Source organism: Dermacoccus sp. Tok2021 (assembly GCF_019895135.1).
GTDB classification, from domain to species: Bacteria; Actinomycetota; Actinomycetes; order Actinomycetales; family Dermatophilaceae; genus Dermacoccus; species Dermacoccus abyssi.
Genome location: NZ_JAGTHU010000004.1, coordinates 123,136 through 148,000, shown reverse-complemented (window position 1 = coordinate 148,000; position 24,865 = coordinate 123,136). Strand labels below are relative to the sequence as shown.

Genomic DNA, 24,865 nt, shown 5'->3' with positions numbered 1-24,865 from the left:
CCCCCCCCCCGCGCGCCGGCCCCCCCCCCCCCCCCCCCCCCCCCCACTGCTTCCAGGGTCCTCGCCGTCGTCCAGGCGCGTCTTGCGGCCAGGCCCTGGCGGGCCTGTCTCGCTGCGACACGCGGCGGGTCGGCTTCCAGCGGTCTGCGCCGTCGCCTGCTTGGGGCTCGCAACAGGGACTCTGATCCGATGACGTGTCGCACCCTCTTCTCCGATGACGTGTCGCACTCTTTTCGTGGTACCCGCGTACACGCAAATAGGGATGGTCTCTTCCCTTCTTGTGTCTTCGGGGGCGTTTCTGGACGCAAGTAGGGAAGGTTTCTTCCCCAGTCGCGCCTACGCGCACCGAGGTGCCAGCTGCGTCCACGTCCTGCGTCTGGTTCGGTCCCGCATCGGCAGCCGACGGCCCGGGAATAGGTTCCGGGCTTCGTCTGTTTTGGAAGGTGTCCAGCTCGTCTGGCAAACTTCATTGTTGGCTTCCGGTTCACGTCGCTCGCCCGAGCAGACGACCCGGCGGCATCCTCAACAGCTAGGAGAACCCCGTGAAGAGGAACCTTCACCCCGAATACGTCGCCACGACGGTGTCCTGCACCTGCGGCAACACGTTCGAGACCCGCAGCACCGCGACGTCCGGCAAGATCAACGTCGAAGTGTGCTCCAACTGCCACCCCTTCTACACGGGTAAGCAGAAGCTCATGGACACCGGTGGCCGAGTCGCTCGCTTCCAGGCGCGCTACGGCAAGAAGGACGCCAAGTAGTCTTCGCACACGCCGACCCCAGCAACTCTGCTGGGGTCGGCGTTTTGCATTCCCACGTCCTTCCCACGCCCAGGAGCCCCCGTGCTTGAATCCGCAGCCACGATCGTCGCCGAGTACGACGACCTCGAGAAGCAGCTCGCCGACCCCGCGACGCACGCCGACCCGACGCTCATGCGCCGGCTCAACAAGCGGTACGCGCAGCTCGCCCCGACGGTCGCCGCGTACCACGCGTGGAAGAGCGCCACCGAGGACGTGAGCGCCGCCGAAGAGCTCGCCGCGGAAGACCCTGCCTTCGGCGAGGAACTGCCCGCACTGCGCACGCACCGCGACGAGACCGCCGACGTTCTGCGCAAGCTCCTGCTCCCGCGCGACGAGGACGACGATCGTGACGTCGTCCTCGAGGTCAAGGCCGGCGAGGGCGGCGCCGAATCGGCCCTGTTCGCCGGTGACCTCGTGCGCATGTACCTGCGCTTCGCCGAGCGCAGCGGTTGGAAGGCGGAGATCTCCGACGCCACCGACGCCGACCTCGGCGGCTACAAGGACGTCCGCCTCACGGTGCGCGCCAAGGGCACCCCCGAGCCGGGGCAGGCGCCGTGGGCGCGTCTCAAGTACGAAGGCGGAGTGCACCGCGTCCAGCGTGTCCCCGTCACCGAGAGCCAGGGCCGCATCCACACGAGCGCCGCCGGCGTGCTCGTCATGCCCGACATCGAGGAGGAGGACGAGGTCGAGTTCGGCCCGAACGACCTCAAGATCGACGTCTACCGCAGCTCTGGACCGGGCGGCCAGAGCGTCAACACGACCGACTCGGCCGTGCGTATCACCCACCTGCCGAGCGGCGTCGTCGTCTCCTGCCAGAACGAGAAGTCGCAGCTGCAGAACAAGGAGTCGGCGCTTCGCGTGCTCAAGGCCCGCCTGCGTCAGATCGAACTCGAGCGGCGCGAGGCCGAGGCCAGTGCGGCCCGCAAGTCGCAGGTGCGCACCGTGGACCGCAGCGAGCGCATCCGCACCTACAACTTCCCCGAGAACCGCATCGCCGATCACCGCACCGGCTACAAGTCCTACAACCTCGACACCGTGCTCGACGGCGACCTGTACGCCGTGGTCCAGTCCGCAGTTGACGCCGACGAGGCCGCGCGGCTGGCCGCCGTCGGCCAGGAGGACTGAACCGGTGGCAGCATCGCTGCGCGACGTGATCCGGAACGCGCGTCAGCGCCTGTACGACGCCGGCGTCGAATCCGCTGCCCACGACGCCGCCGCCCTCATGGCGCACGCTCTCGGTGTGACCCTGGGGGAGGTGCGACGCCTCGAGATCCTCGGGCGTGACCTCGACGACGCCGAGGCTGAGCGCTTCGCCGGCCTCGTGGACGAGCGTGCGGCCCGACTACCCCTGCAGCATCTCACCGGCAAGGCGCCGTTCCGCCACCTCGAGCTCAGTGTCGGGCCGGGCGTTTTCGTGCCCCGCCCGGAGACGGAGATGCTCGTCGACGAGACGATCCGCCTGGCCCCGCACGGCGGTCGCGTTGTCGACCTGTGCACGGGTTCAGGTGCCATCGCGCTGGCCGTCAAGCACGAGCGCCCGGATCTCGATGTCTGCGCAGTTGAGCTCGACGAGGCCGCAGCGGCCTGGACGGCCCACAACATCGCCGCGACGAGCCTCGACGTCCACTTGAGCGTTGAGGATGCGCGTGAGGCTCTAGCGGGGCTTGAGGGCCGTTTCGACGTCGTCGTGAGCAACCCGCCCTACATCCCTGTCGGCATGGTGCCGGTCGACCCGGAAGTGGCCGATCACGATCCCTCGATCGCGCTGTACGGCGGCAGCGACGACGGCTTGAGGTTCCCGGTGCAGATCGCCGAGCGGGCGGCCGCACTGCTCAAGCCGGGTGGGCACCTCGTCATGGAGCACGCCGACGTCCAGGGCGAGACGCTGCCCGCAGCTCTCCTCGCGAGCCGTGGGTTCGATCAGGCCCACGACGTGCGCGACGCCGCCGACAAGCCGCGCATGACGATCGCCCGCCGCGAGGGTGGGGGCGCGTTCGAAGCGGTCGCGCCCCACGAGCGTCCCTCGCGAACTCGTGAGGCGGTGCGCCTCGTCGTCCTCGACGAGAGCGACGCCGTTCTGCTCTACGTCGACTCCGACCAGGGCCTCGACCCGGTCTTCACCTGGTGGGCCACCCCGGGCGGCGGCGTCGATCCGGGGGAGGGTGCCCGAACCGCAGCCGTGCGGGAGCTGTGGGAAGAAACGGGTTTACGCATCGACGAGGCCGACGTCGTGGGCCCTGTCGCCTCGCGGACCGTCTCTCACGGATTCTCCGACCAGATCACCTACCAACACGAGACCTTCTTCGTCGTCCGATGCCCTCGCTTCGACGTCGAACCCGCAGCCCTCACTCCGGAAGAGCAGATGACGATGCAGGAGTGGCGGTGGTGGTCGCTCGACGATCTCGACGCCGCGGCTCACCCCGTCTGGCCGGCGGACCTCGTCCGGCTGGCCCGTGATGTCATCGCGGGCCGCCCCACCCATCTCCCCGACGTCGAGGAATCCTCTGTTCCACTCGACGCCCATCACGCCCAGGAGCGTTCATGAGCCAGATCCTCGTCGCGGTGCCCGCCGCGCTGGCTGCTCTTGTCCACGTCTACATCTTCGTGCTCGAGTCGCTGCGCATCACCGACCCCGCGACGATGAAGGTCTTCGGTATCGCGAGCCGCGAAGAGGCCGAGATCATGCGCCCCTGGGCGTACAACCAGGGCTGGTACAACCTTCTGCTCGCGCTCCAGGTCGCCGTGGGCGTTGTCTGCCTGTGGGCAGCACCGACCGTCGGTTCGACCCTCTTAGTCACCGGGTGCGCCTTCATGGTGGCGGCGGCGCTCGTTCTCGTGACGAGCGATCGCGCCAAGCTGCGTGCCGCGACGGTCCAGGGAGCCCTGCCGCTGCTCGCTCTGCTCGCGTGGGCTCTCACGCGATGACGCGGCGGGCTCCGTCGCGGCGTGGCACGGGTTCGACGTGCGAGCGCCGGTGGGGGAGACTTGCGGAAGCAACAAGGGCGGATTCGACCTGGAGGAGTGTGGCGTGAGCCCGGTATTTGACGTCTCGACCAGCGGGGATCGCGCTGCGGCGATCGAGGCCGCCACGGTGGCGATCGGCGAGGGCAAGCTCGTCGTCCTGCCCACCGACACCGTCTACGGAGTTGGCGCCGACCCGTTCAACCCCGACGGAGTTGCAGGCCTGCTGGCCGCCAAGGGACGTGGCCGTGAGAAGCCGCCCGCCGTTCTCGTGCCCAGTGCCGAGACCGTCGACGGTCTCGCGATGAACGTGCCCTCCTACGCGCGACGCCTCATGGAGCGCTTCTGGCCCGGTGGCCTGACGCTCATCTTCCGCGCCCAGCCTTCGCTCATGTGGGATCTCGGTGACACGAACGGCACTGTCGGCCTGCGCGTGCCGGACGACGAGATCGCTCTCGAGCTGCTGCGCTCGAGTGGGCCGATGGCGGTCAGCTCCGCGAACCGCACCGGTGAGGAGACCGCCCGCACCGTCACGGAGGCGGGTTTCGCCTTCGGTCCCAGCGTGGAGGTCTACCTCGACGGCGGTGAGCGTTCAGGTGCCCTCGCGAGCACGATCATCGACTGCACGAAGGCCGACCCGGTGCTTCTGCGCCGCGGTGGCATCACGCCCGAACAGCTGCGTGAGGTGCTCGGCCCGATCGATCTGCTCGACTCCACCGGCGCTCCGGTCTCCGAGACGCCCCGGGCCGACGAGGAAGCCGCCGCCGAGGCCGACGCCTCGACGGGCGACGAGAGCGACGCCACCCACGCCGCACAAAGTCCCACCGACTCCCGCGACGAGAGTGCCGCCGACGAGAGCGCGGCGGCCCCCGCCACGCGGGCCGAGCGGCGCACGCGTGCCGTTCCGGTGACGCCCGGCGCGGGCGCTGACGTCGACCGCTCGAGCGACGCCACCCAGGCCATGCCTGCGGGCGGCGTGGGCGCAGAGCCGCCCTTCGAGCGTGAGCCCGTACGAAGTGCCGAACTGCCCGGTCGTCCCGGGCGTCCCACCGACTAAGGTTGAACCCATGACGACGTTCTACGGCTCCGACTACGCCGCCCTCGAGTCCTTCGATCCCGACATCGCCGGTGTGCTGATTTCCGAACTCGATCGTCTGCGCGGCGGTCTGCAGCTCATCGCGAGCGAGAACATGTCGAGCCCGGCCGTCCTCACGGCGCTCGGTTCGACGCTGTCGAACAAGTACGCCGAGGGCTACCCGGGCCGCCGCTACTACGGCGGTTGCTCGGAGGTCGACAAGGCCGAGGAGATCGCCATCGAGCGCGCCAAGGCACTGTTCGGCGCCGATCACGCGAACGTGCAGCCGCACTCGGGTGCCTCCGCGAACCAGGCTGTCTACGGCGCCTTCATGCAGCCGGGCGAGACCATCCTCGCCATGAGCCTGCCCATGGGCGGGCACCTCACGCACGGCACCAAGGTTTCGTTCTCGGGTAAGTGGTTCAACGCCGTCGGCTACGGCGTCGACAAGGAGACCGAGGACATCGACTACGACGAGGTCGAGCGCCTCGCCAAGGAGCACAAGCCGAAGGTCATCCTCGCCGGCGGCTCCGCCATCCCGCGTCTCATCGACTTCGAGCGCTTCCGCGCCATCGCCGACGAGGTCGGTGCCATCTTCTGGGTCGATGCAGCGCATTTCATCGGTCTCGTGGCAGGCAAGGCCATCCCGTCGCCGGTGCCCTACGCCGACGTCGTCTCCTTCACCACGCACAAGGTGCTGCGCGGCCCGCGCTCGGGCGCCATCGTCTGCAAGGAAGAGCACGCCAAGGCCATCGACAAGGCCGTCTTCCCGATGATGCAGGGTGGCCCGCAGATGCACACGATCGCGGCGAAGGCGGTCAACTTCAAGGAGTGTGCGACGCCGGAGTACCGCAAGTACGCGAAGGACGTCATCGCCAACTCCCAGCGTCTCGCCGAAGGCCTCGCGGCCAAGGGCATCCGTCCGACCACCGGTGGCACGGACACGCACCTGTCGCTGCTCGACCTGCAGGGCGTCGGTGTCACCGGCGCTGACGCCGAACTGCGCTGCGACGCCGCAGGCATCACGCTCAACAAGAACGCCATCCCGTTCGACCCGCAGAAGCCGAACGTGGCCTCGGGTATCCGTGTCGGCACGCCGTCGGTGACGACGCAGGGTATGGGTCTCGAGGAGATGGACGTCATCGCCGACGTCATTCACCGTGCCGTCACCGAAACCGACGGCTCGGCCGACAACGCCGTCGCCAAGGAGATCCGCGAGCAGGTCACCGACCTCGTCACGCGTTTCCCCGCCTACCCCCGCTGAGGTCGGCGCCGGCCCGTGCGTGAGTACTTCCTCATCAGCGTCGTCGCGGCGGTCTTCACGTTCGTCGCGACGCCGCTCGCACGATGGGCGGCCATCCGTTTCGGCGCGGTGACCCAGGTGCGGGCGCGGGACGTGCATGCCGTCCCGATCCCGCGCCTGGGCGGCACGGCTCTGTTCATCGGTTTCGCCGCCGCGACGCTCGTCTCGTCGCAACTGCCGTATCTGTCCCAGATCTTCGGCACGCGTGAAGCCGTCGGCACACTCATCGCGGCCGGCATGATGTGTGCCCTCGGCGCGTGGGACGACTTCGCCGAGCTCAACTGGGCCATCAAGTTCGGCGGGCAGGCGCTCGCGGCCTGCGTCCTCGTCGTCTCCGGTGTCCAGTTCCTCATGCTGCCGCTGGGGGAGCAGACCGTCCTACCGACGCCGTTCCTCGTCGTCCTGTCGGTCTTCGTCATCCTCGTCATCGTCAACGCGGTGAACTGGGTGGACGGCCTCGACGGTCTGGCGGCCGGCATGGTCGCCATCGCGTCGGCGTCGTTCTTCTTTTACGCCTACCAGCAGGCCTCGGCGTCAGGGGATCGGGTCTTCTCGACCTCGGCCTTCATCTCCGCGGCAACGGTGGGTGCCTGCGTCGGCTTCCTGCCGCACAACTTCCATCCGGCTCGGCTCTTCATGGGTGACGCCGGTTCGCTCCTGCTCGGCACTCTCATGGCGTCGGCCACGATCTCGTTCGCGGGAAACCTCGACCCGGCTGTCGTCTCGAGTGCGGGTGACGCGTCGGTCGCCTTCATGCTTCCCCTGCTCGTGCCGCTGGCCATTCTGGCGGTGCCGCTGTGGGACTTCGCGGCCTCGATCGTCAGACGCATCCGATCCGGGCAGAAGCCGTGGGAGGCGGACGGCCGGCACCTGCACCACCGGATGCTGCAGATCGGTCACACTCACCGCGCGGCCGTGCTCATCCTCTACCTGTGGTCCATCGGCATCGCGCTCGGTCTCGTCTCGATGGCGTACTGGCCCGTGGAGCGCTCGCTGGCGGCTCTCATCGGGCTCACCGTGCTCGCCTTCGCGCTCACGTGGGGCCTGCCCCGTTGGCGACGCCGAAGGGCCTTGTGATAGTTTTCACAAGCGCCCGGACGCCCCGAAATCCGGCCCCTCCGCCCGACGTGAAACCACACGCCAGAGCAGATTGAGAGCCCTCCCATGGACTCCCACGACACCGCACCGCGCGGGGTGACCTCCGTGTCGCCCTTCGACGCCATGTTGCGCTCGTCGTTCCTGCCCAGTGCGCTCATCGGGCTCGTGTGTGCCGTGGTCTTCTTCGTCCTCGGTGGTGTCGCCGGGGGCCTTTCCGCCCTCTTCGGTGCGGCGCTGGCCCTGGGCTTCTTCGCGAGCGGTCTGCTCGTCCTTCGCACGTTGCGCAACCTCAACCCCATGGCCATCATGGCTGCGGCCATGGCCGTCTTCTTCGGCCAGATCATCGTGCTCGGCCTGGTGCTCGTGGCTGCGCGCCGTATCGACTCGCTCGACGGGCCGGCAACCGGTATCACGGTGGCCGTCGTGGTCGTGGCGTGGCAGATCTTCCAGGTGCGCAGCTTCATGCGAACGCGCCAACTGGTCTACGACCCGGAGGCGGGCGACGCCGGGGCAGGTGGGCGAACGTGAACCGCGCCACTGCGTCGGGTAGAATGCGTTCTGTCTCCGGCGTGCACGACCGATCGGGCCCCCGCCGAGGGCGGCAGGGCCGATCCGATTGCAACAGACACTGTGACTTTTCTTGCTGGATGCTGACTGAGGAGAATTTGTGAGCTTCATCGCGGGCGCGGCCCTCGTTGCCGAAGGGGAGTCCTTCGAGTCTCCGACCACGAGCGATTTCTGGTGGCCCCTCATCGGCGGCGACAGCAACTGGGCCATCACGCGCCCGGCGGTCGTTTTCCTCATCTCGGCCCTGCTCATCGGCTGGTTCTTCGTCTCGGTCACGGGCAAGAAGCTCTCCGTCGTGCCGAGCAAGCGTCAGTTCATGGCCGAGGGTGCCTACGACTTCGTGCGCAACACGATTGGCCGAGACATCATCGGCTCCAAGGACTTCATGCGGTTCGTTCCGCTGCTGCTCACGTGCTTCACGCTGATCCTGTTCAACAACCTGGCGGGCATCATCCCGTTCATCCAGTACCCCAGCACGGGCCGCATCGCCTTCCCGATCGTTCTCACGATCATCGTCTTCATCACCTACCACGTGGTTGCGGTGAAGACGAAGGGTGGCTTCGGCAAGTACATGGGTTCGCTCATCCCCCCGGGTCTGCCCGGCTGGCTCAAGCCGATCATGTTCGTGCTCGAGTTCCTCACGTACTTCGTCATCCGCCCGCTGACGCTCGCACTGCGACTCTTCGGAAACATGATGGCCGGGCACCTCATGCTGCTCGTGTTCATCGTCGGTGGCGAGTACCTGCTCCTGCACGGTGGCAACATCGGGCTGCAGGGCGCGGGAATCCTGTCCTTCGCCTCGGCCATCCTGATGACCTTCTTCGAACTCCTCATCGAGTTCTTGCAGGCCTTCATCTTCACCATGCTTGCCGCTCTGTACATCGCGGACGCGGCGTCCGAACACCACTGATTCGGACACTCTGACCCTCTGAACTCAGCGACACCGGGAAGAGGTCCCGGTGCCTCTCGAAAGGAAGCAACATGTCCGGCAACATCGCATTCCTCGGCTACGGTCTTGCGGCTATCGGCCCCGGTATCGGCATCGGCCTGATCTTCGCCGCCTACATCCAGGGTGTGGCTCGCCAGCCCGAGGCTCGCAACATGCTCCAGACCATCGCCTTCACCGGCATGGCCCTCACCGAGGCCCTTGCCATCCTGGGTCTGGTCTTCGCGTTCGTCTTCCAGGGCTGATCCAGCTCTTCGAACCTGATCAGTCCCCTCAACAGATAGGAAGCCAAGGTGTTCCTCGCATCTGAAGGCGCCGGTTGGCCGGAGGCACTTCCGCTCCTGCCGCACCCGGCCGAGATGATCATCGGGCTCATCGCCTTCGCGATCCTCTACTGGCTGTTCAAGACGAAGGTCGTTCCCAACATGGAGCGCATGTACGCGGAGCGTACGGCGGCCATCGAGGGCGGCATCGCCAAGGCGGAGGAGGCCCAGAAGGAGGCCGACGCCGCGAAGCAGCAGTACGAGTCGCAGCTCGCCGACGCGCGTGCTGAGGCCGCGAAGATCCGCGAGGACGCCCGTGCCCAGGGCGCGGCCATCATCGCGGAGAGCCGCGAGCAGGCCACGGCCGAGGCAACGCGCATCAACGAGAATGCGACGAAGCAGATCGCGGCCGAGCGTCAGCAGGCCACGGTTCAGCTCCGCAGCGAGGTGGGCGGTCTGTCCACCGAGCTCGCGAGCCGCATCGTCGGTGAGTCCCTGCACGACGAAGCGCGTCAGAAGGGCATCATCGACCGCTTCCTCGCCGAGCTCGAGTCCGGCGACATCCGTCCGGAAGCCTCCGGCAGTTCGCGAGTGGATGCCTGATGCAGGGCTCTTCGCGTACGGCTCTCACCTCGACCCGTCGGGTGCTCAACGGCACGCTGTCGGGCCTGAGTGACCCGAAGGCCACGGCGCGTGACCTGTTCGCGGTCATCGACGTCATGGACAGGAATGCCACGCTCCGTCGTGCGTTCGCCGACTCGTCGCGTGACGCCGACGCCAAGCGCGGGCTCGCCCAGCGCCTGTTCGGCGGCAAGGTCGGCAACGAGGCCAGCGAGGTGCTCACCGCTGCGGTGGGCGAGCGTTGGTCCTCGGAGCGCGATCTGTCCGACGCACTCGAGCAGCTCGCTGTCGAAGCCCTCACCGCCTCGGCGGAGAAGGCCGAACGCGCCGACTCGTTCGAGAACGAGATGTTCCGCTTCGAGCGCACGGTTGCCTCCGATGCCGGTCTGCGCGACGCGCTGGCCGACCGCGGTCGTAGCGGCGCGGACAAGCGCGGCCTCGTCTCCCGTCTGCTCGAGGGCAAGGTGAGTGAGGAGACTCTCTTCCTGGCCGGTCGCGCAGCGGGCAACCCCCGCGGACGACGCTTCGACCGGACGATGGAGGAATTCCTCGCCGGTATCGCAAGCCGTCGTGGTCAGTCGCAGGCACTCGTCACGAGCGCCGTCGAACTGACGGGCGAGCAGTCGGAGCGACTGCGCGCCGCGTTGTCCAAGATGTACGGCAAGCCCGTGCAGACGAACGTCGTCATCGACCCCGAGGTCGTCGGCGGCATCAAGGTTCAGGTGGGTGACGACGTCATCGACGGCACGATCTCGCGCCGTCTCGACGAGGCACGCGCCCACCTGTCCGGCTGACACGACGCCATCCCGGGCCGCTACCGCGGCCCAGCTAAAACAGCTCGGCGCCCGAAGCGGGCCCATGACAAGGAGTGATGATGACGGAGCTTTCGATCCGTCCGGAGGAGATCCGGGAAGCGCTGAACGGTTACGTTCAGTCCTACGAGCCCGGCGCGGCCTCCCGCGAAGAGGTCGGCCGCGTTGCCGATGCCGCTGACGGCATCGCGCACGTCGAGGGTCTGCCCTCGGCCATGACCAACGAACTGCTGCAGTTCGAAGACGGCACGCTCGGTATCGCGCTGAACCTCGACGTTCACGAGATCGGTGTCGTCGTCCTCGGCGAGTTCGCCGGCATCGAAGAGGGCCAGCCCGTCAAGCGCACGGGCGAGGTGCTCTCGGTTCCGGTCGGCGACGGCTTCATGGGCCGCGTCGTCAACCCGCTCGGTCAGCCGATCGACGGTCTCGGTGACATCGAGGCCGAGGGCCGCCGCGCCCTCGAGCTCCAGGCGCCCACCGTCGTTCAGCGTAAGTCGGTCCACGAGCCGCTCATGACCGGTATCAAGGCCATCGACTCGATGACGCCGATCGGTCGCGGTCAGCGTCAGCTGATCATCGGTGACCGCAAGACGGGCAAGACGACGATCGCCACCGACACGATCATCAACCAGAAGCAGAACTGGGAGACAGGCGACCCGGACAAGCAGGTTCGCTGCATCTACGTCGCCATCGGTCAGAAGAACTCGACCGTCGCCGAGGTTCGCGCCACGCTCGAAGAGGCGGGCGCCCTGGAGTACACGACGATCGTCAACGCTCCGGCGGGTGACGCGGCGGGCTTCAAGTACCTGGCTCCGTTCACGGGTTCGGCCATCGGTCAGCACTGGATGTACCAGGGCAAGCACGTCCTCATCGTCTTCGACGACCTCAGCAAGCAGGCCGAGGCCTACCGCGCCATGTCGCTGCTGCTGCGCCGCCCGCCGGGCCGTGAGGCCTACCCGGGTGACGTCTTCTACCTGCACTCGCGTCTGCTCGAGCGTTGCGCGAAGCTCTCCGACGACCTGGGCCACGGCTCCATGACGGGTCTTCCGATCATCGAGACGAAGGCCGGTGACGTCTCGGCGTACATCCCGACCAACGTCATCTCGATCACCGACGGTCAGATCTTCCTCCAGTCCGACCTGTTCAACTCGAACCAGCGCCCGGCCGTCGACGTGGGTATCTCCGTGTCGCGAGTCGGTGGTGCCGCCATGACGAAGGCTATGAAGGCCGTCACCGGTTCGATCAAGGTCGACCTCGCTCAGTTCCGCGAGATGCAGGCGTTCGCCATGTTCGCCTCCGACCTCGACGCCGCTTCGCGTCGTCAGCTCGCTCGCGGTGAGCGCCTCATGGAGATGTTCAAGCAGCCGCAGAACAACCCGTTCCCGGTCGAGAACCAGGTCGCGTCGCTGTGGGCCGGTACCACCGGTCAGTTCGACGACGTCAAGACCGAGGACGTGCAGCGCTTCGAGGCCGAGTGGATCGAGTACATGAACCGTGAGAACGGTGACTTCATGCGCGCGATCCGCGAGAGCGGCAAGCTGGCCGACGACGGCAAGGACGTCTTCGCCAAGAACATGGAAGCGTTCAAGAAGCAGTTCCAGGCTTCGTCCGACCGCAGTGGTGAGGGTTCCGAGCAGTTCGACGAGATCGACGAGGACCACATCAACCAGGAGAAGATCACCAAGCGCAAGCAGTGATCCTCCTCGTACCGGCCCCGTCGGGGTCTCCCGCGGGGCCGGTACGAAGGTCATCCCCACCACCACGTCAGAACCAGTACAGAGAGGCGGAAAGCTATGGGAGCGCAGCAGCGGGTCTACCGCCAGCGCATCCGGTCCGTCCAGGCGACCAAGAAGATCACGCGCGCGATGGAGCTCATCGCTGCCTCGCGCGTGGTCAAGGCTCGTGAGGCCGTCGCGAAGTCGACGCCCTACGCGGTCGCCCTGACGCGAGCGGTCTCCTCGGTCGCGTCGTCCACGTCGGACATCGACCACGCACTGACCACCGAACGCGAGCACGTCAAGCGCGCGGGTGTCCTCATCGTCACTGCCGACCGCGGCCTCGCCGGCTCGTACTCGGTCAACGCGATGAAGGAAGCCCAGGAGCTCATCGCGCGCCTGGAGAACGACGGCAAGGAGGTCGTTCCCTACATCGTCGGACGTAAGGGCGTGGGCTACTACAAGTTCCGTCGCCGTCCGTACGAGGCCGAGTGGACGGGCTTCACCGACAGCCCCAAGTTCGAGAACGCCGAAGAGATCGGTGATCGCCTCACCGAGGACTTCATCAAGGGTTCGGACGAGGGCGGTGTCGACGAGCTTCACGTCGTGTACACCCAGTTCAAGAGCATGGTGACGCAGCAGTCCCGCGTCATCCGCCTCCTGCCCCTGGGCGTGGAGGAGCGTGAGGCCGAAGCGGACGACGCCGAGGGCCCCATGCCGCTGTACGAGTTCGAGCCGAACCCCGAGGGCGTGCTCGACGCGCTGCTCCCGCGGTACGTCAACGCTCGTATCTTCAACGCGCTGCTGCAGTCGGCTGCTTCCGAGCTCGCCGCACGTCAGCGCGCCATGAAGTCCGCGACGGACAACGCCACGGAACTCGTCAAGACTTACACCCGACTGGCCAACCAGGCCCGTCAGGCCGAGATCACGCAAGAGATCAGCGAAATCGTGGGTGGCGCCAGCGCCCTCGCGGACGCCAGTTGAGCGCCTCAACGCAAAGGAATCACCATGACTGCCACCATTAACGAAAGCCAGTCGGCGGCTCCCGCCGCGGCCGGCGTTGGCCGCGTCTCGCGCGTCATCGGCCCGGTCGTCGACGTCGAGTTCTCCGCCGACACCATGCCGGAGGTCTACAACCTCCTCAAGCTCGACGTCACGCTGAACGGCGAGACGAAGAACATCAACCTCGAGGTCGCCCAGCACATCGGTGACTCGATGGTGCGAGCCATCTCGCTGCAGCCGACGGACGGCATTGTCCGTGGCTCCGAGGTGCGCGACACCGGTGCCCCCATCTCGGTGCCCGTCGGCGACGTGACGCTCGGCAAGGTCTTCAACGCCACGGGTGACTGCCTCAACCTCGAAGAGGGCGAGACGCTCGAGGTCAACGAGCGCTGGGGCATCCACCGCACCGCTCCGGCCTTCGACCAGCTCGAGTCGAAGACGCAGATGTTCGAGACCGGCATCAAGGTCATCGACCTTCTCACCCCGTACGTGCAGGGTGGAAAGATCGGTCTGTTCGGTGGTGCCGGTGTCGGTAAGACCGTTCTGATCCAGGAGATGATCGCTCGAGTCGCTCGCGACCACGGCGGTGTGTCCGTGTTCGCCGGTGTCGGTGAGCGTACCCGTGAGGGTAACGACCTCATGGTCGAGATGGAGGAGGCCGGCGTTCTCGGTCAGACCTCGCTCGTCTTCGGCCAGATGGACGAGCCGCCGGGCACGCGTCTTCGCGTCGCTCTGTCGGCCCTGACGATGGCGGAGTACTTCCGTGACGTCCAGAAGCAGGACGTGCTTCTGTTCATCGACAACATCTTCCGCTTCACGCAGGCCGGTTCCGAGGTCTCCACGCTGCTCGGCCGTATGCCGTCCGCCGTGGGTTACCAGCCGACGCTGGCCGACGAGATGGGTGTTCTCCAGGAGCGCATCACCTCGACGCGTGGTCACTCGATCACGTCGATGCAGGCCATCTACGTGCCGGCCGACGACTACACCGACCCGGCTCCGGCAACGACGTTCGCCCACCTCGACGCCACCACCGAGCTCTCGCGTGACATCGCGTCGATGGGTATCTACCCGGCCGTGGACCCGCTGACGTCGACGTCGCGAATCCTCGACCCGCGTTACATCTCGCGTGAGCACTACGACACCGCGGTGCGCATCAAGGGAATCCTGCAGCGCAATAAGGAGCTCCAGGACATCATCGCGATCCTCGGTATCGACGAGCTCTCGGAAGAGGACAAGATCCTCGTCAACCGCGCTCGCCGCATCCAGCGCTTCCTGTCGCAGAACACCTACGTTGCCAAGCAGTTCACGGGCATCGAGGGCTCGACGGTTCCGCTGAGCGACTCGATCGAGGCGTTCACGAAGATCGCCGACGGCGACTACGACCACGTGCCGGAGCAGGCCTTCTTCATGTGCGGTGGCCTCGACGACGTCGAGCGTCAGGCCGCGGAGATCGCCAAGCAGGACTGATCTCGGTGAGCCGGACGCCGCAGGTGTCGGGCAACCCGTGATGATTCGGACGAGGGGCCGGGGGCGAGAAGCCTCCGGCCCTTCGTCCGTCATGTGACGAACGAACGAAGGGCGACGTGATGGATCTCGGGCTCAAGTGGCGGCCGCACGACGGCGACCTGACGCGGGCCGGTGCCGTGGTGGCGCCGGACGAGCGGCTCGCGTGGCCGAAGACGACCGGCATCGGTATGCAGCACGTCGTCGCCATGTTCGGCGCCACGTTCCTCGTGCCGTTGCTAACGGGCTTCCCGCCCTCGGCGACGCTGTTCTTCTCGGGCATCGGAACGATGCTCTTCCTGCTTCTCACGGCCGGTCGTGTACCGAGCTACCTCGGGTCGTCGTTCGCCTTCATCGCGCCGCTCACCGCAGCCACGAAGTCGCATGACATGGCCACCGCGCTCGGCGGCGTCGTCATGGCCGGTCTGGCGTTGTTCCTCGTCGGTCTGCTCGTGCACGTCGTGGGTGACGGCTGGTTGCGAGCCCTCATGCCGCCTGTGGTCACAGGAGCCATCGTCGCGCTGATCGGCCTCAACCTCGCCCCGGCCGCGAAGCAGAACTTCATCAAGTCGCCGGTGACGGCTCTCGTGACGCTTCTCGTCGTCCTCGCCGTCACGGTGGTGGCCAAGGGCCTGCTCGGGCGTCTCAGCATTCTGCTGGGTGTCGTGGCGGGTTACGCCGTCGCGTGTTTCCGCGGGGAAGTCGACTTCAAGGCGCTCGGCGCTGCCGATTGGCTTGGCCTGCCGGACTTCCACTCGCCGTCCTTCGACCTGAGCGTCATGGGATTGTTCGTGCCGGTCGTGCTCGTGCTCGTCGCGGAGAACATCGGGCACGTGAAGTCGGTCGCGCAGATGACGGACCGCAACCTCGACGACGTGTCGGGCCGCGCGCTCATGGGTGACGGTCTCGCCACGACGCTGGCCGGTTTCGGTGGTGGCTCCGGTACGACGACCTATGCCGAGAACATCGGCGTCATGGCCGCGACGAAGGTCTACTCGACCGCGGCCTACTGGGTCGCCGCCGTCACGGCCGTGCTCCTGTCGTTCTGTCCCAAGGTCGGCGCGGCCATCGCAACGATTCCGCCGGGTGTCCTCGGGGGAGTGGCCACCGTTCTCTACGGCATGATCGGCATGCTCGGCGTGCGGATCTGGATGGAGAACAAGGTCGACTTCGCCAACCCGGTCAATCTCATGACGGCCGCAGTGGCCCTCATCATCGGCATCGCCGATTACACCTGGAAGGTCGGCGACCTCACGTTCGCCGGCATCGCGCTCGGCACGTTCGCCGCCGTCGCCCTCTTCCACACCATGCGTTTCGCGGCGCGCACGAGCGGCGCCGTGCCCGACCCACTCGCCAAGGCCGACGACGTCGAACGTCGCGAGCCGAAGGCCTGAGACGAAGCCCACGTTTCCCCGGTTATCATGGGGGAACTCACCGACTCGAAGAGGAATCGCCCTGATGAGCAACCTGAACGTCAAGTTCGTCGCCGCCGACCGTGAGGTCTGGGAAGGCGAAGCGAGCCGTCTGATCGCCCGCACCACCGAAGGTGAGATCGGCATCCTGCCCGGTCACCAGCCCCTGCTTTCCGTGCTCATCGAGGGCGACGTCGTCGTCGTCCCGACCTCGGGCGAGCGTCGCACGGTCCAGATCGACGGTGGCTTCCTCTCCGTCGACAAGAACGTCGTCACGGTCGTCGCGCAGCACGTCGAGATGGCCGACGCCTCCTGAGGCAACGACGCACGATGTCTGATGCGCTGACGGCCGGCGAGATCGTTCTCGCGCTGGCCGTCATTGCGCTGCTCGTGGGGCTCGGCGCGATGGTGTATCGCACCCGCAGCCTCTCGCGCGAGGGAAACCTCGCTGTCATGGCCACCCGTTACCCGAACGGCTCGTGGCGCACCGGCATGGTGCGCTACCGGCCGGATCGGCTCGAGTGGTTCACTTTCCGGACTCTGCGGTGCACGCCTGAGCGCATCTGGAAGCGTGGCGAGTTCGTTCTCGGCTCGCGCAACGCGCTCGACTCGAGCGAGTTGCCGCGGGCGATGACGGGGGATGCGGTCGCCGTCGATGTCGAGTGCGGTGTCGAGCGCTTCTCGATCGCCATGGCCCCTGCCGACTACACGGCCTTGCGATCCTGGAGTGAGTCGGCTCCACCCGGCCCGCGCTCGCAGGGCTACTGAGTCACCCGCGCGCGGGTGCGCGTTGCTGGAGTCAGGCTGTGGAATCGCCCTCTTCGCGGCCACCGCCGGGCTGCCACAGCACATCCCCAGGGCCCTCGGCGTTGGCGTAACGCGCGAAGACGAAGAGCGCGTCCGACAGCCGATTGAGGTACTTCGCCGTGAGGACGTTGACCCCGCCGGGGCGTTCGGCGTTCTTGCCGTCGCCGGGCGCCGGCTCGTCCCCGTGTGCGTCGAGGGCAGCCCAGGCTGCCCGCTCCGCACGCCGGACGACGGTGCGCGCGAGGTGGAGGTAGGCCGCTGCCTGCGTCCCACCTGCGAGGACGAAGGAGCGCAGCGTCGGTAGCTCGGCGCCGAACTCGTCGCACTGTTGCTCCAACTCGTCGATCCACTCCTCGCGCACGCGAAGAGCTGGGTGCGCCGGTGACTCGACGAGCGGCGTCGAGAGATCGGCTCCGACGTCGAAGAGGTCGTTCTGGATGCGCCGGAGGACCGGGCGCAGGGCGTCGGGAAGGTCCGGGGCGCAGGTGAGTGCGAGGCCGATCGCGGCGCCTGCCTCATCCGTGTCGGCGTAGGCCGCGAGCCTCGGATCGTTCTTCGAGGTGCGCGAGAAATCGCCGAGGCCGGTGGAACCGTCGTCGCCGGTGCGGGTGTAGATGGTGCTGAGTACGACCATGGCTCCACCCTGCCAGACGAAGGGCCGCCGTGTCGGCGCAGGCGTGTGGCCGTCCCCGCCGTCAGCTGGGCGTGAGAGCGTCGCGTTACAGCCCTTTCACAGTCGTTATGTGTTCGTTACCGAAATGGGCGAACCTCACGTGGGGGTCGCGCGTCAGAGTAGAGGTAAGCGAAGCAAAGCGGCGCCCGCCGCCGCCCCGAGCCCGTCCTGAACGCACGAAGGGGAACGACATGTCCCAGCCGGTTGCAGACAAGACCGATGCACGTACGCGCGAGCGCACCGCCGAGGTGCGCCACATCGTCGACGGGGCCGAACTCGGTGTTGTGGGGTCGATCTGTGCCAGCACGAGCAGTGAGGTGCGCAGCGAGCTCACCCAGGCGATCGGCGCGGGCGAGGGCGACCTCGTCGTTCACCTCTCGGAGGCCGAGGTGTGGGACGCCACGGGCCTCGGCGTCATCGTCGGAGCTCACCGCCGCGCTGCTGCCGAAGGACGGCGACTGGTCGTGGCCGACGCCTCGCCGCGACTGCGCCGCCTGATGTGTGCGACGAAGCTCGACCGTCACCTCGAGGTCGAGCGGGAGCTGACGCAGTTCGTCCCGCTCGCCGCCACCGCCTGAGCGAACCGGCTCAGAACAGGCGTGTCTCGGAGTCGTCGATTCCCTTGAGGGCGTCGTAGTCGAGCACGACGCAGCGGATGCCGCGGTCTGCGGCGAGCGTTCGGGCCTGGGGCTTGATCGTCTGGGCAGCCAAGACACCCGACACGGGGGCGAGGTGCGGGTCGCGGTTAAGCAGTTCGAGATAGCGCGTCAGCTGTTCGACGCCTTCGATCGTGCCGTGCCGCTTGAGTTCCACGGCCACCGTGGCACCGGTGGCGTCCTTGCACATGATGTCGACGGGCCCGATGGCCGTCATGTACTCGCGGCGCATGAGCGTGTAGCCCGAACCGAGGGTCTCGATGTGCTGAGCGAGCAGCTTCTGCAACTGCGCCTCCACACCGTCCTTGACAAGGCCAGGGTCGACGCCGAGCTCGTGGGCGCTGTCGTGGTGGATGTCGTACAGCTTGATCCGCAGTCGATCGTCGGACTTGGCGTGCTGCACGAGCCACACGGAGCTGACGCCCTCTACCGTCTCGACCTCGTCGGGCTCGATCTCGGCCATGGCGCACGGCGGTGCCATCCAGTTGAGGGGCTTGTACGAGCCTCCGTCGGAGTGCACGAGCACGGAGCCGTCGGCCTTGACCATGAGAAGCCGCTTGGCCAGGGGGAGGTGGGCCTGCAGGCGGCCCTCGTAGTCGACGCTGCAGTCGGCAATCACGATTCGCACGAGGAGTAAGCCTACGCTTCCGCCTCGCTGCGTCCGGCCAGGGCGATACAGGCACCGAGGGTGAGGACGAAGCCCGCGACGGCCAGGATTTGCGTGTTCGGCCGCACCCCGTCGCCGAGCAGGGCGAGTCCGACGAGGGATGGTGCCACCGTTTCCAGGGCGAAGGTGATGGCCGCGACGGACGTCGTTTCGCCAACGTCGAGGGCAAACCCGTAGGCAACGGTCGCGATGACGGCGTGCAGAACGAGCGCCCAGGGTGCCCAGGTCGCGAGGGCGTCGCCCAGCCTGCCGTTCCACGGCAGGATACGGGCGCCGACGGCGAGACCGCCGTACCCGAGCCCCGCGACCACAGCCAGCACGGAGCTGGCGCGACGACGCGCTGCAAGGACCCCGACGGCTACAAGCAGGACCGCCACGGCGACGAGGGCCGGCGCCAGCCACGACGGCGGATCGTGCGGCGGCGTGTCCCGGGCGGTGGCGGCCAGGCAGACGAGCCCGAGGGCGACCACCGCCAGAGCGGCGACCTCACGCCGCGTCAGTTTGGCGCCCAGCACGATGACGGCGAGGACCGCCGTCACGGCGACCGACGATGCAATGACCGACTGGACGAGAAAGAGGGGGAGCGCGCGCAGCGCGCCCACGGAGGCGGCGAACGCCACGACGTCGAGTCCCAGGCCCGCGGCGTACAACCACCCGGCTCGCGCCCGCTGCAGGAGGGTGCTGCCGGCCGGGGCCGCCCGGAGTCCACGCACGCCGAGTGCCTGGAGGATCGTGGCGCTTCCGTACGCCAGCGCGGCGAGCAGGGCGCCGAGGAGTCCGAGGAGCATGCGCTGACTGTGTCACCTTCCTCGCAGCATCGGGAGCCTCGGCCCGTGGCGCCGACACATCTGAAAGACTGGCGACCATGATCAACACAGTGGGTGTCATCGGGCTCGGCACGATGGGTGCGGGCATCGTCGAGGTCTTTGCGAAGGCCGGTTTGAGCGTCATCGCCGTCGACGGTTCGGCCGAGTTGGCCGAGCGCGGCAAGGGCTTCCTCGAGAAGTCGCTCGGTCGTGCGGTGAGCAAGGGCAAGCTCGACGAGGCGGCGCGCGACGAGATCGTCGGCCGCGTCTCGTTCGGCGACGACCTCGCCGCCATGAAGGACGCCGACCTCGTCATCGAGGCGGTTCCGGAGCGTCTCGAGATCAAGGAATCGATCTTCACGACGCTCGACGGCATCGTTCGGGAGGACTGCGTGCTCGCGACGAACACCTCGTCGCTGTCGATCACCGAGATCGCGCGGGCCACGAAGGTGCCGTCGCGGGTCATCGGTATGCACTTCTTCAATCCGGCGCCGGTTCAGCCGCTCGTCGAGGTCATCCGTTCCGTCATGAGCGACGAGACGCTTGTCGAGCAGGTCCGCGAGCTGGCCGAGCGCCTCGGCAAGAAGCCGGTCGTTGTCGGCGACCGCGCCGGCTTCGTCGCCAACGCGCTGCTCGTCTCCTACCTCGCGCGGTCCATCCGCGCCTACGAGTCCGGCCTCGCCTCACGCTCCGACATCGATGCGGCCATGGCCGCCGGCGTCGGTCTGCCGATGGGCCCGCTCACGCTGTGCGACCTCGTCGGCCTCGACGTCATCCACGAGGTGTGCGGCGTGCTCTACAACGCCACGGGTGACCCGAGCGTCGCCTCGCCGTCGATCCTGCGCCAGTTGGTGACGGCCGGTCGCCTCGGCCGCAAGAGCGGTCACGGCTTCTACACCTACGACGGTGTCGGTTCCGGCACGGTGGTCGACGACGCTGCCACGACGGCACCCGCCAAGCCCCTCGAAGGCAAGGTCGGTCTCGTCGGCGAGGGTGACCTCGTCGACGCCCTCGGCTCGGAGCTGAGCGACGCCGGCGTCGAGGTCGTCCGGGTTGTCTCGGCGGACGACGCAGCCTCGGTCAAGGGCGTGGCCGTCACGCTCGCCGTGGACGCGGTCGAGCTCGACGGCGACTGCTGCGGCGGCGGATGCTGCGGTGGAGACGACGCCTCGCACGGCGACGTCGAGAGCGGCCTCGAGATCGGGGCGAAGCCGGTGCTGCGCGCTGTGCGTGACGCCATCGGTGACGCAGGCGTCATCGCTGCGCTCGGCGAGGGATCCGTCGAGACCGCGTCCACGGGCGACCCGACGATCGACGCCACCGTCGTGCCCGTCGTCCTGCACGAGAAGCAGAGGGCCGGCCAAGTGCTCGAGATCGGCCGTTCGGTCGCCATCAGCGACGAGGCCGTCGAGACGGTGCGTTCGCTCGCCGTCGCGGCCGGTTGGACGCCGGTCGTCGGCAAGGACCGCGCGGGCCTCGTCGTCGATGCCCTGCTCTACCCGCACCTCAACGACGCCGCCAAGATGCTCGACTCCGGCTACGCCACGGTCGAGGACATCGAGACGGCGATGAAGGCCGGTTGCGGTTACCCGCAGGGGCTCTTCGAGCTGCTCGACGAGGCGGGCCCGGACGACGTGCACGGTGTCCTCGCGGAGATGTACTTCGAGACCGGCGAGCAGCACCTCGTGCCGTCGCCGCTGCTCACCGAGCACATCCTCGCGGATCGGACCTTCCGGGGCTGATGCCGCGTCGTAACCGACCACGACGGGACGAGACGCGCGGTGACGTCAGCCGCGCGTTCCGTCCCGTCGACGTCGTCCAGACCTACGCCGGCGGACGCTGGACGGTGCGCGTGCTGCGGGGCAACAGCGAGGGCAAGGTCTACACGTGCCCCGGATGCCAGCAGCAACTCGCGTCGTCGTTGCCGCACGTCGTCGTCTGGCCGATGGACCGGCTCGGTGACGTGACCGATCGACGCCACTGGCACACGAGTTGCTGGCAGGCTCGTGACCGGCGTCCACCGCAGGGCTCGTGGCGCTGAATCACCGAACGAGGGAATCGACATGACGATGCAGGAGATCCGCTCCAACACTGTGCTCGCCGCGCGGCGTGAGGAGATCGAGTTGCACACCGCGGACGGCCTGAAGCTCGTGGGTGAACTGGCGCTGCCGCCGTCGAACGATCCGGTGGCCACACTCGTGACGCTGCACCCGCTGCCGACGCATGGCGGCTTCATGGACAGCCATGTCTACAAGAAGGCCGCCAACCGGCTGCCGGCGCTCGCGGACATCGCGGTGCTGCGGTTCAACACGCGTGGCACGTCGTCGCCGCGCGGGACGTCGGAGGGTGCGTTCGACTCGGCTGACGGTGAGCGGTTCGACGTCGCCGCCGCCATTGAGTTCGCGGAGTTCCACGAGTCGCCGGCGCTGACCAATCGTTGGCTGGTGGGGTGGAGCTTCGGCACGGATCTGACGCTCATGCACGGGCTCGATCCGTCGATCGAGGGCGCGGTCCTGCTGTCGCCGCCGCTGCGGTGGTCGCAGCCCGAGCACCTCGCGGCGTGGGCCGAATCGCGCAAGCCGGTGACGGCGCTCGTGCCCGAACTCGACGACAACCTGCGCCCCGACGAGGCACGCGAGCGGTTCGGCGCCATTCCTCAGGCGCGCGTCATCGGCGTCGATGGCGCGAAGCACCTGTGGGTGGGGGAGAAGTACGTGCGGCGCGTGCTCGACGAGATCGTGCGCATCGTCGCGCCGTCGAAGCTGCCCGAGGGTGGCCTGCCAACCGAGGTCGACGCTTCGCTCGTGGTCGAGGGCTGAATTGACACGCAAGTGGTGGGCGCCTCTGTGAGCCCGGGGACCCTTGGTGGCTGTCTCGGACCGGTTGTCGACACTGACGTTCGGCGCCGCGAGGTTCTGCACGTCGTTCTGCTACCCCCTGACCGGGGCATAACCACGTGCAGAGCCACCCCAGCTTGGGTTGTGCAGAAACGACCGTTTTGGCTACGCCGGATTGTCACGCGGCACCGTGGTCGTCACCGGCACCACCACCGACGAGGCGGAGCAGGTCTTCGCGGACGTCGTCAGCTGGGTTCAGGCCGCGTCGCAGGTGGACCGAACCGCGGACTGATCCCGTCCGCTGGCAACGCTGTCCGGTGCAAGACCGCCCACAGCAGTTCCTCGACCGCTTGGTCTTCGAGAGGGGCAGTTGTGTCGACGCGCACGACGTCGGTGATGCCGAGTGGCCCCTCCCCATGGAGAGTGTCCCACCAGGCTGTTTCTGCTCCGGCCTGTAAGTGTCGTGGGTGACGCGAGGCATCACCGCGGGCTCGGGCCAGGAAGCGGTCCCTGGCCATGTACACGGGCACCTCACACCACACCTCCACAACCTCGGACGCGAGGATTCCACAACCATGTAATCGCTCGACCACAGCCGCAGCCCGACCTGGACCACCGAACCAGGTCTCGATGATGACCCGCGGCCTCCGAGCGGTGAGGAACCACAAGAGGTCTTCAGCTTCTCGGCTCAGCCAGCTCGGGTCAGGTTCACTTGGGCAGGTGCCGGCGAGGACATCCTTGGGATTGTCCTTGGAGAAAAGAGTTGCTGACCAGACCCGCGCGAGTGCCGCGGCCAGCGTTGACTTACCGGCACCCGGCAGTCCGTTCACGATGACAAGCCTCGTTGCGGCCCGGTTCGGTCCGATCCGTTCCTCATGTGCTGCACCGTCGTGGAAGGTCATGCGCGCCCTCTCGCCCCTTAGGTAACGTAACGAGATCGCTCCGGCCTGGCTGGCATTCGTGGTTTTGCATCCACCAGACCATTGCTGCGGCCACGCAAATCATCTCAAACTCGACCGAGGTGTAAACCGCCCGCCGCGACGGCGGGTTGCTCACCGGGGCGAGGCCTCCAGTTAAGGATCGTGGCCAGCGCGATGGCGAGCGACGCTCCGTCTTGGGCATGATCAGATTCTCCTTGACTAAGGCCGGTCGCCGCCGCCCGGGCGCCCCGGCTTGGAGACGCTTGCTGTGAGCAGATGAAATGCGCAGGTCGGCGCCTGAGTTCCGGCGTCTACGAACGGCGTGTGCGGGTGGAGTACACCCTATTTGCACAGTTGCTCCTCTATGTGGCTCGTGTGACCTTCGCCGGTAAATGGCGGTGTTCTGTCGATGCTCCGTGGCGGCTTTAGTTGGTGGTACCGATGACAAGCGTGGTCTGGCCGTCCGTGGTCGAGAGTCCTGCCGCCGATGCGAGGGCGGCAGTGTCATCGTCAGCAGCTGAGGTGTCCTCGTCGACGTAGCCAGATCTCCAGGGGAATGGTCGTCAGTGGCGGTACCGCGGCGATGATCGAGAGAGCTGTGACCCGCCATGGCCACCGCAGGGTGATGGCGGTGATGAGCGCTATGGCGAGGTAGATGAGGAAGATGCCGCCGTGCAGGGCGCCGAAGATGCTGACACCGACGTCGGTTGTGCCCGTCACGTACTTGAGGAACATCCCGGCGAGCAGACCAGCCCAGGTGAAGGCTTCGAGAAAGGCCGCGACGATGGAGACTCTTGCCACAAGCGGAAGTCCATAACGCTGCTGGGTGCTTGCGCTCATTGGTTCGCCTCGTTGCTCGGGAGTTCGTCTGCGTCCGCGACGGAGCGGGCGAGGTGCTCTGCCAGCGCGGCGCGCAGTTCGGGCGGAAGAGGGGCGGCTCCGACGGATTCGCTAAGCCAGAGTCCGTCGGCGGCAAGGTACGCGACCATCTTCTGCAACGCCCGAGGGTCAGTCGGGTCAATCTCGGCAGGGTCGGGTATCCATCGGGAGATGACCCTTCTCCACGGCTTGTTGAGCTCGCTGTCGGTGCTCGCCTCGAGCATGAGCAGCAGCTCGGGGCCAGTGGCGCTGCGAGCGCTCACGCGGGCGTAGGCGGCGAGGCGCTCGTCCTGCGTTGCCTCGTCTGGGTCCTTGCCCAGGACGTTGATCATCTCGTGGTCCCAGCGCTCGGCAAGATGCTCGTGCAGCGCGAGCACCAGGGCGTCCTTCGAGGGGAAGTGGTAGAGCAGCCCACCTTTGGTGAGTCCGGAGGCGGCGGCCACGGATTCGTACGTGACGGCCGTGACGCCGTCGGTTTCGACAACGTGGAGGGCGGCTTGGAAGATGGAGTCTCGTTTGCTGGTCCGCATGAGCGGTCCTTTCGT

Annotated in this window: 28 protein-coding genes; 22 read left to right on the top strand and 6 right to left on the bottom strand. The window is 67.4% G+C overall.

The window, feature by feature from the left end; translation table 11 throughout:
• The first annotated feature begins 542 nt into the window (after positions 1-542).
• From rpmE to K9D12_RS04265, 18 genes are all read left to right on the top strand, one after another.
• Complete coding sequence (gene rpmE, locus K9D12_RS04350) at positions 543-758, top strand: 50S ribosomal protein L31 (RefSeq protein ID WP_129662711.1); 216 nt, start codon at positions 543-545, stop codon at positions 756-758.
• A gap of 81 nt (positions 759-839) precedes the next feature.
• Complete coding sequence (gene prfA / locus K9D12_RS04345) at positions 840-1,922, top strand: peptide chain release factor 1 (protein ID WP_047310259.1); 1,083 nt, start codon at positions 840-842, stop codon at positions 1,920-1,922.
• Between the two features lie 4 nt (positions 1,923-1,926).
• Positions 1,927-3,342 (top strand): peptide chain release factor N(5)-glutamine methyltransferase, encoded by a 1,416-nt coding sequence (gene prmC / locus K9D12_RS04340; RefSeq protein ID WP_082128585.1) that lies wholly within the window; start codon positions 1,927-1,929, stop codon positions 3,340-3,342.
• Positions 3,339-3,722, top strand: a complete 384-nt coding sequence (locus tag K9D12_RS04335) for a DUF1304 domain-containing protein (protein WP_047310258.1) — start codon at positions 3,339-3,341, stop codon at positions 3,720-3,722. Before prmC ends, K9D12_RS04335 begins: the two co-directional genes overlap by 4 nt.
• Before the next feature lie 103 nt (positions 3,723-3,825).
• A complete protein-coding gene (locus tag K9D12_RS15235) occupies positions 3,826-4,815 on the top strand; it encodes an L-threonylcarbamoyladenylate synthase (protein WP_129662714.1) in 990 nt (329 codons plus the stop codon).
• A gap of 10 nt (positions 4,816-4,825) precedes the next feature.
• Complete coding sequence (gene glyA, locus K9D12_RS04325; protein ID WP_129662715.1) at positions 4,826-6,097, top strand: serine hydroxymethyltransferase; 1,272 nt, start codon at positions 4,826-4,828, stop codon at positions 6,095-6,097.
• A 15-nt stretch (positions 6,098-6,112) separates the two neighbouring features.
• Entirely contained in the window at positions 6,113-7,213 is a 1,101-nt protein-coding gene (locus K9D12_RS04320) for an MraY family glycosyltransferase (RefSeq protein ID WP_118912112.1), read from the top strand.
• Between the two features lie 87 nt (positions 7,214-7,300).
• Positions 7,301-7,762, top strand: coding sequence for a hypothetical protein (locus K9D12_RS04315; RefSeq protein WP_047310254.1), 462 nt, complete (start codon positions 7,301-7,303; stop codon positions 7,760-7,762).
• Positions 7,763-7,901: 139 nt separating this feature from the next.
• Positions 7,902-8,711, top strand: a complete 810-nt coding sequence (atpB, locus tag K9D12_RS04310; RefSeq protein WP_118912110.1) for a F0F1 ATP synthase subunit A — start codon at positions 7,902-7,904, stop codon at positions 8,709-8,711.
• Between the two features lie 71 nt (positions 8,712-8,782).
• Complete coding sequence (gene atpE / locus K9D12_RS04305) at positions 8,783-8,992, top strand: ATP synthase F0 subunit C (protein ID WP_047310252.1); 210 nt, start codon at positions 8,783-8,785, stop codon at positions 8,990-8,992.
• Between the two features lie 48 nt (positions 8,993-9,040).
• Positions 9,041-9,613, top strand: a complete 573-nt coding sequence (locus K9D12_RS04300) for a F0F1 ATP synthase subunit B (protein WP_047310251.1) — start codon at positions 9,041-9,043, stop codon at positions 9,611-9,613.
• A complete protein-coding gene (locus K9D12_RS04295; RefSeq protein ID WP_129662717.1) occupies positions 9,613-10,425 on the top strand; it encodes a F0F1 ATP synthase subunit delta in 813 nt (270 codons plus the stop codon). Before K9D12_RS04300 ends, K9D12_RS04295 begins: the two co-directional genes overlap by 1 nt.
• Before the next feature lie 80 nt (positions 10,426-10,505).
• Positions 10,506-12,140 carry a F0F1 ATP synthase subunit alpha gene (gene atpA, locus K9D12_RS04290; RefSeq protein WP_047311024.1) on the top strand — a complete coding sequence of 545 codons (1,635 nt, stop codon included), beginning with the start codon at positions 10,506-10,508 and terminating at the stop codon, positions 12,138-12,140.
• A 96-nt stretch (positions 12,141-12,236) separates the two neighbouring features.
• Positions 12,237-13,142, top strand: a complete 906-nt coding sequence (locus K9D12_RS04285; protein ID WP_129662719.1) for a F0F1 ATP synthase subunit gamma — start codon at positions 12,237-12,239, stop codon at positions 13,140-13,142.
• A 24-nt stretch (positions 13,143-13,166) separates the two neighbouring features.
• Positions 13,167-14,627: a F0F1 ATP synthase subunit beta gene (gene atpD / locus K9D12_RS04280; RefSeq protein WP_047310248.1), complete on the top strand. Its 1,461-nt coding sequence runs from the start codon at positions 13,167-13,169 to the stop codon at positions 14,625-14,627.
• Between the two features lie 116 nt (positions 14,628-14,743).
• On the top strand, positions 14,744-16,057 hold the full coding sequence (locus tag K9D12_RS04275) for a uracil-xanthine permease family protein (RefSeq protein WP_370633452.1): 1,314 nt from the start codon (positions 14,744-14,746) through the stop codon (positions 16,055-16,057).
• A gap of 64 nt (positions 16,058-16,121) precedes the next feature.
• The gene (locus tag K9D12_RS04270; protein ID WP_047310246.1) at positions 16,122-16,391 is read left to right on the top strand and encodes a F0F1 ATP synthase subunit epsilon; all 270 of its coding nucleotides are present in this window, start codon (positions 16,122-16,124) and stop codon (positions 16,389-16,391) included.
• Between the two features lie 14 nt (positions 16,392-16,405).
• Positions 16,406-16,843, top strand: a complete 438-nt coding sequence (locus tag K9D12_RS04265; RefSeq protein WP_129662724.1) for a DUF2550 family protein — start codon at positions 16,406-16,408, stop codon at positions 16,841-16,843.
• A gap of 31 nt (positions 16,844-16,874) precedes the next feature.
• Here the strand turns inward: K9D12_RS04265 and K9D12_RS04260 are convergent, their stop codons facing one another.
• Positions 16,875-17,516 carry a cob(I)yrinic acid a,c-diamide adenosyltransferase gene (locus K9D12_RS04260; RefSeq protein WP_129662726.1) on the bottom strand — a complete coding sequence of 214 codons (642 nt, stop codon included), beginning with the start codon at positions 17,514-17,516 and terminating at the stop codon, positions 16,875-16,877.
• Between the two features lie 230 nt (positions 17,517-17,746).
• Here K9D12_RS04260 and K9D12_RS04255 point away from each other — a divergent pair, with 230 nt between their 5' ends.
• Positions 17,747-18,133: an STAS domain-containing protein gene (locus K9D12_RS04255; protein ID WP_129662728.1), complete on the top strand. Its 387-nt coding sequence runs from the start codon at positions 17,747-17,749 to the stop codon at positions 18,131-18,133.
• A 10-nt stretch (positions 18,134-18,143) separates the two neighbouring features.
• On the opposite strand, the gene nucS is transcribed toward K9D12_RS04255, so the two are convergent.
• Positions 18,144-18,839 (bottom strand): endonuclease NucS, encoded by a 696-nt coding sequence (gene nucS / locus K9D12_RS04250; protein ID WP_129662730.1) that lies wholly within the window; start codon positions 18,837-18,839, stop codon positions 18,144-18,146.
• A gap of 11 nt (positions 18,840-18,850) precedes the next feature.
• Complete coding sequence (locus K9D12_RS04245) at positions 18,851-19,666, bottom strand: hypothetical protein (RefSeq protein ID WP_223059570.1); 816 nt, start codon at positions 19,664-19,666, stop codon at positions 18,851-18,853.
• Between the two features lie 77 nt (positions 19,667-19,743).
• Between K9D12_RS04245 and K9D12_RS04240 the strand changes: the two genes are divergently transcribed.
• Genes K9D12_RS04240 through K9D12_RS04230 form a run of 3 tightly spaced genes read left to right on the top strand, consistent with a single transcriptional unit; the run spans position 19,744 to position 22,503 of the window.
• Positions 19,744-21,426: a 3-hydroxybutyryl-CoA dehydrogenase gene (locus K9D12_RS04240; RefSeq protein WP_223059569.1), complete on the top strand. Its 1,683-nt coding sequence runs from the start codon at positions 19,744-19,746 to the stop codon at positions 21,424-21,426.
• Positions 21,426-21,725: a hypothetical protein gene (locus K9D12_RS04235; protein WP_129662736.1), complete on the top strand. Its 300-nt coding sequence runs from the start codon at positions 21,426-21,428 to the stop codon at positions 21,723-21,725. The genes K9D12_RS04240 and K9D12_RS04235 overlap by 1 nt, the downstream gene beginning before the upstream one ends.
• A gap of 22 nt (positions 21,726-21,747) precedes the next feature.
• Positions 21,748-22,503 carry an alpha/beta hydrolase gene (locus K9D12_RS04230; protein WP_082128583.1) on the top strand — a complete coding sequence of 252 codons (756 nt, stop codon included), beginning with the start codon at positions 21,748-21,750 and terminating at the stop codon, positions 22,501-22,503.
• Between the two features lie 263 nt (positions 22,504-22,766).
• On the opposite strand, the gene K9D12_RS15230 is transcribed toward K9D12_RS04230, so the two are convergent.
• From K9D12_RS15230 to K9D12_RS04215, 3 genes are all read right to left on the bottom strand, one after another.
• A complete protein-coding gene (locus K9D12_RS15230; protein WP_129662738.1) occupies positions 22,767-23,423 on the bottom strand; it encodes an AAA family ATPase in 657 nt (218 codons plus the stop codon).
• A gap of 528 nt (positions 23,424-23,951) precedes the next feature.
• A complete protein-coding gene (locus tag K9D12_RS04220) occupies positions 23,952-24,281 on the bottom strand; it encodes a DUF3817 domain-containing protein (RefSeq protein WP_047310240.1) in 330 nt (109 codons plus the stop codon).
• On the bottom strand, positions 24,278-24,850 hold the full coding sequence (locus K9D12_RS04215) for a TetR/AcrR family transcriptional regulator (RefSeq protein ID WP_129662740.1): 573 nt from the start codon (positions 24,848-24,850) through the stop codon (positions 24,278-24,280). Before K9D12_RS04215 ends, K9D12_RS04220 begins: the two co-directional genes overlap by 4 nt.
• Positions 24,851-24,865 lie beyond the last annotated feature (15 nt).

Bases quoted from the DNA above. Each gene is read 5' to 3' on its own strand.
- K9D12_RS04335 (WP_047310258.1), top strand. From the start codon at position 3,339: ATGAGCCAGATCCTCGTCGCGGTGCCCGCCGCGCTGGCTGCTCTTGTC.
- glyA (WP_129662715.1), top strand. From the start codon at position 4,826: ATGACGACGTTCTACGGCTCCGACTACGCCGCCCTCGAGTCCTTCGAT.
- K9D12_RS04315 (WP_047310254.1), top strand. From the start codon at position 7,301: ATGGACTCCCACGACACCGCACCGCGCGGGGTGACCTCCGTGTCGCCC.
- atpE (WP_047310252.1), top strand. From the start codon at position 8,783: ATGTCCGGCAACATCGCATTCCTCGGCTACGGTCTTGCGGCTATCGGC.
- K9D12_RS04295 (WP_129662717.1), top strand. From the start codon at position 9,613: ATGCAGGGCTCTTCGCGTACGGCTCTCACCTCGACCCGTCGGGTGCTC.
- atpA (WP_047311024.1), top strand. From the start codon at position 10,506: ATGACGGAGCTTTCGATCCGTCCGGAGGAGATCCGGGAAGCGCTGAAC.
- K9D12_RS04285 (WP_129662719.1), top strand. From the start codon at position 12,237: ATGGGAGCGCAGCAGCGGGTCTACCGCCAGCGCATCCGGTCCGTCCAG.
- atpD (WP_047310248.1), top strand. From the start codon at position 13,167: ATGACTGCCACCATTAACGAAAGCCAGTCGGCGGCTCCCGCCGCGGCC.
- K9D12_RS04270 (WP_047310246.1), top strand. From the start codon at position 16,122: ATGAGCAACCTGAACGTCAAGTTCGTCGCCGCCGACCGTGAGGTCTGG.
- K9D12_RS04265 (WP_129662724.1), top strand. From the start codon at position 16,406: ATGTCTGATGCGCTGACGGCCGGCGAGATCGTTCTCGCGCTGGCCGTC.
- K9D12_RS04260 (WP_129662726.1), bottom strand. From the start codon at position 17,516: ATGGTCGTACTCAGCACCATCTACACCCGCACCGGCGACGACGGTTCC.
- K9D12_RS04255 (WP_129662728.1), top strand. From the start codon at position 17,747: ATGTCCCAGCCGGTTGCAGACAAGACCGATGCACGTACGCGCGAGCGC.
- K9D12_RS04245 (WP_223059570.1), bottom strand. From the start codon at position 19,666: ATGCTCCTCGGACTCCTCGGCGCCCTGCTCGCCGCGCTGGCGTACGGA.
- K9D12_RS04240 (WP_223059569.1), top strand. From the start codon at position 19,744: ATGATCAACACAGTGGGTGTCATCGGGCTCGGCACGATGGGTGCGGGC.
- K9D12_RS04235 (WP_129662736.1), top strand. From the start codon at position 21,426: ATGCCGCGTCGTAACCGACCACGACGGGACGAGACGCGCGGTGACGTC.
- K9D12_RS04230 (WP_082128583.1), top strand. From the start codon at position 21,748: ATGACGATGCAGGAGATCCGCTCCAACACTGTGCTCGCCGCGCGGCGT.
- K9D12_RS15230 (WP_129662738.1), bottom strand. From the start codon at position 23,423: ATGACCTTCCACGACGGTGCAGCACATGAGGAACGGATCGGACCGAAC.
- K9D12_RS04220 (WP_047310240.1), bottom strand. From the start codon at position 24,281: ATGAGCGCAAGCACCCAGCAGCGTTATGGACTTCCGCTTGTGGCAAGA.
- K9D12_RS04215 (WP_129662740.1), bottom strand. From the start codon at position 24,850: ATGCGGACCAGCAAACGAGACTCCATCTTCCAAGCCGCCCTCCACGTT.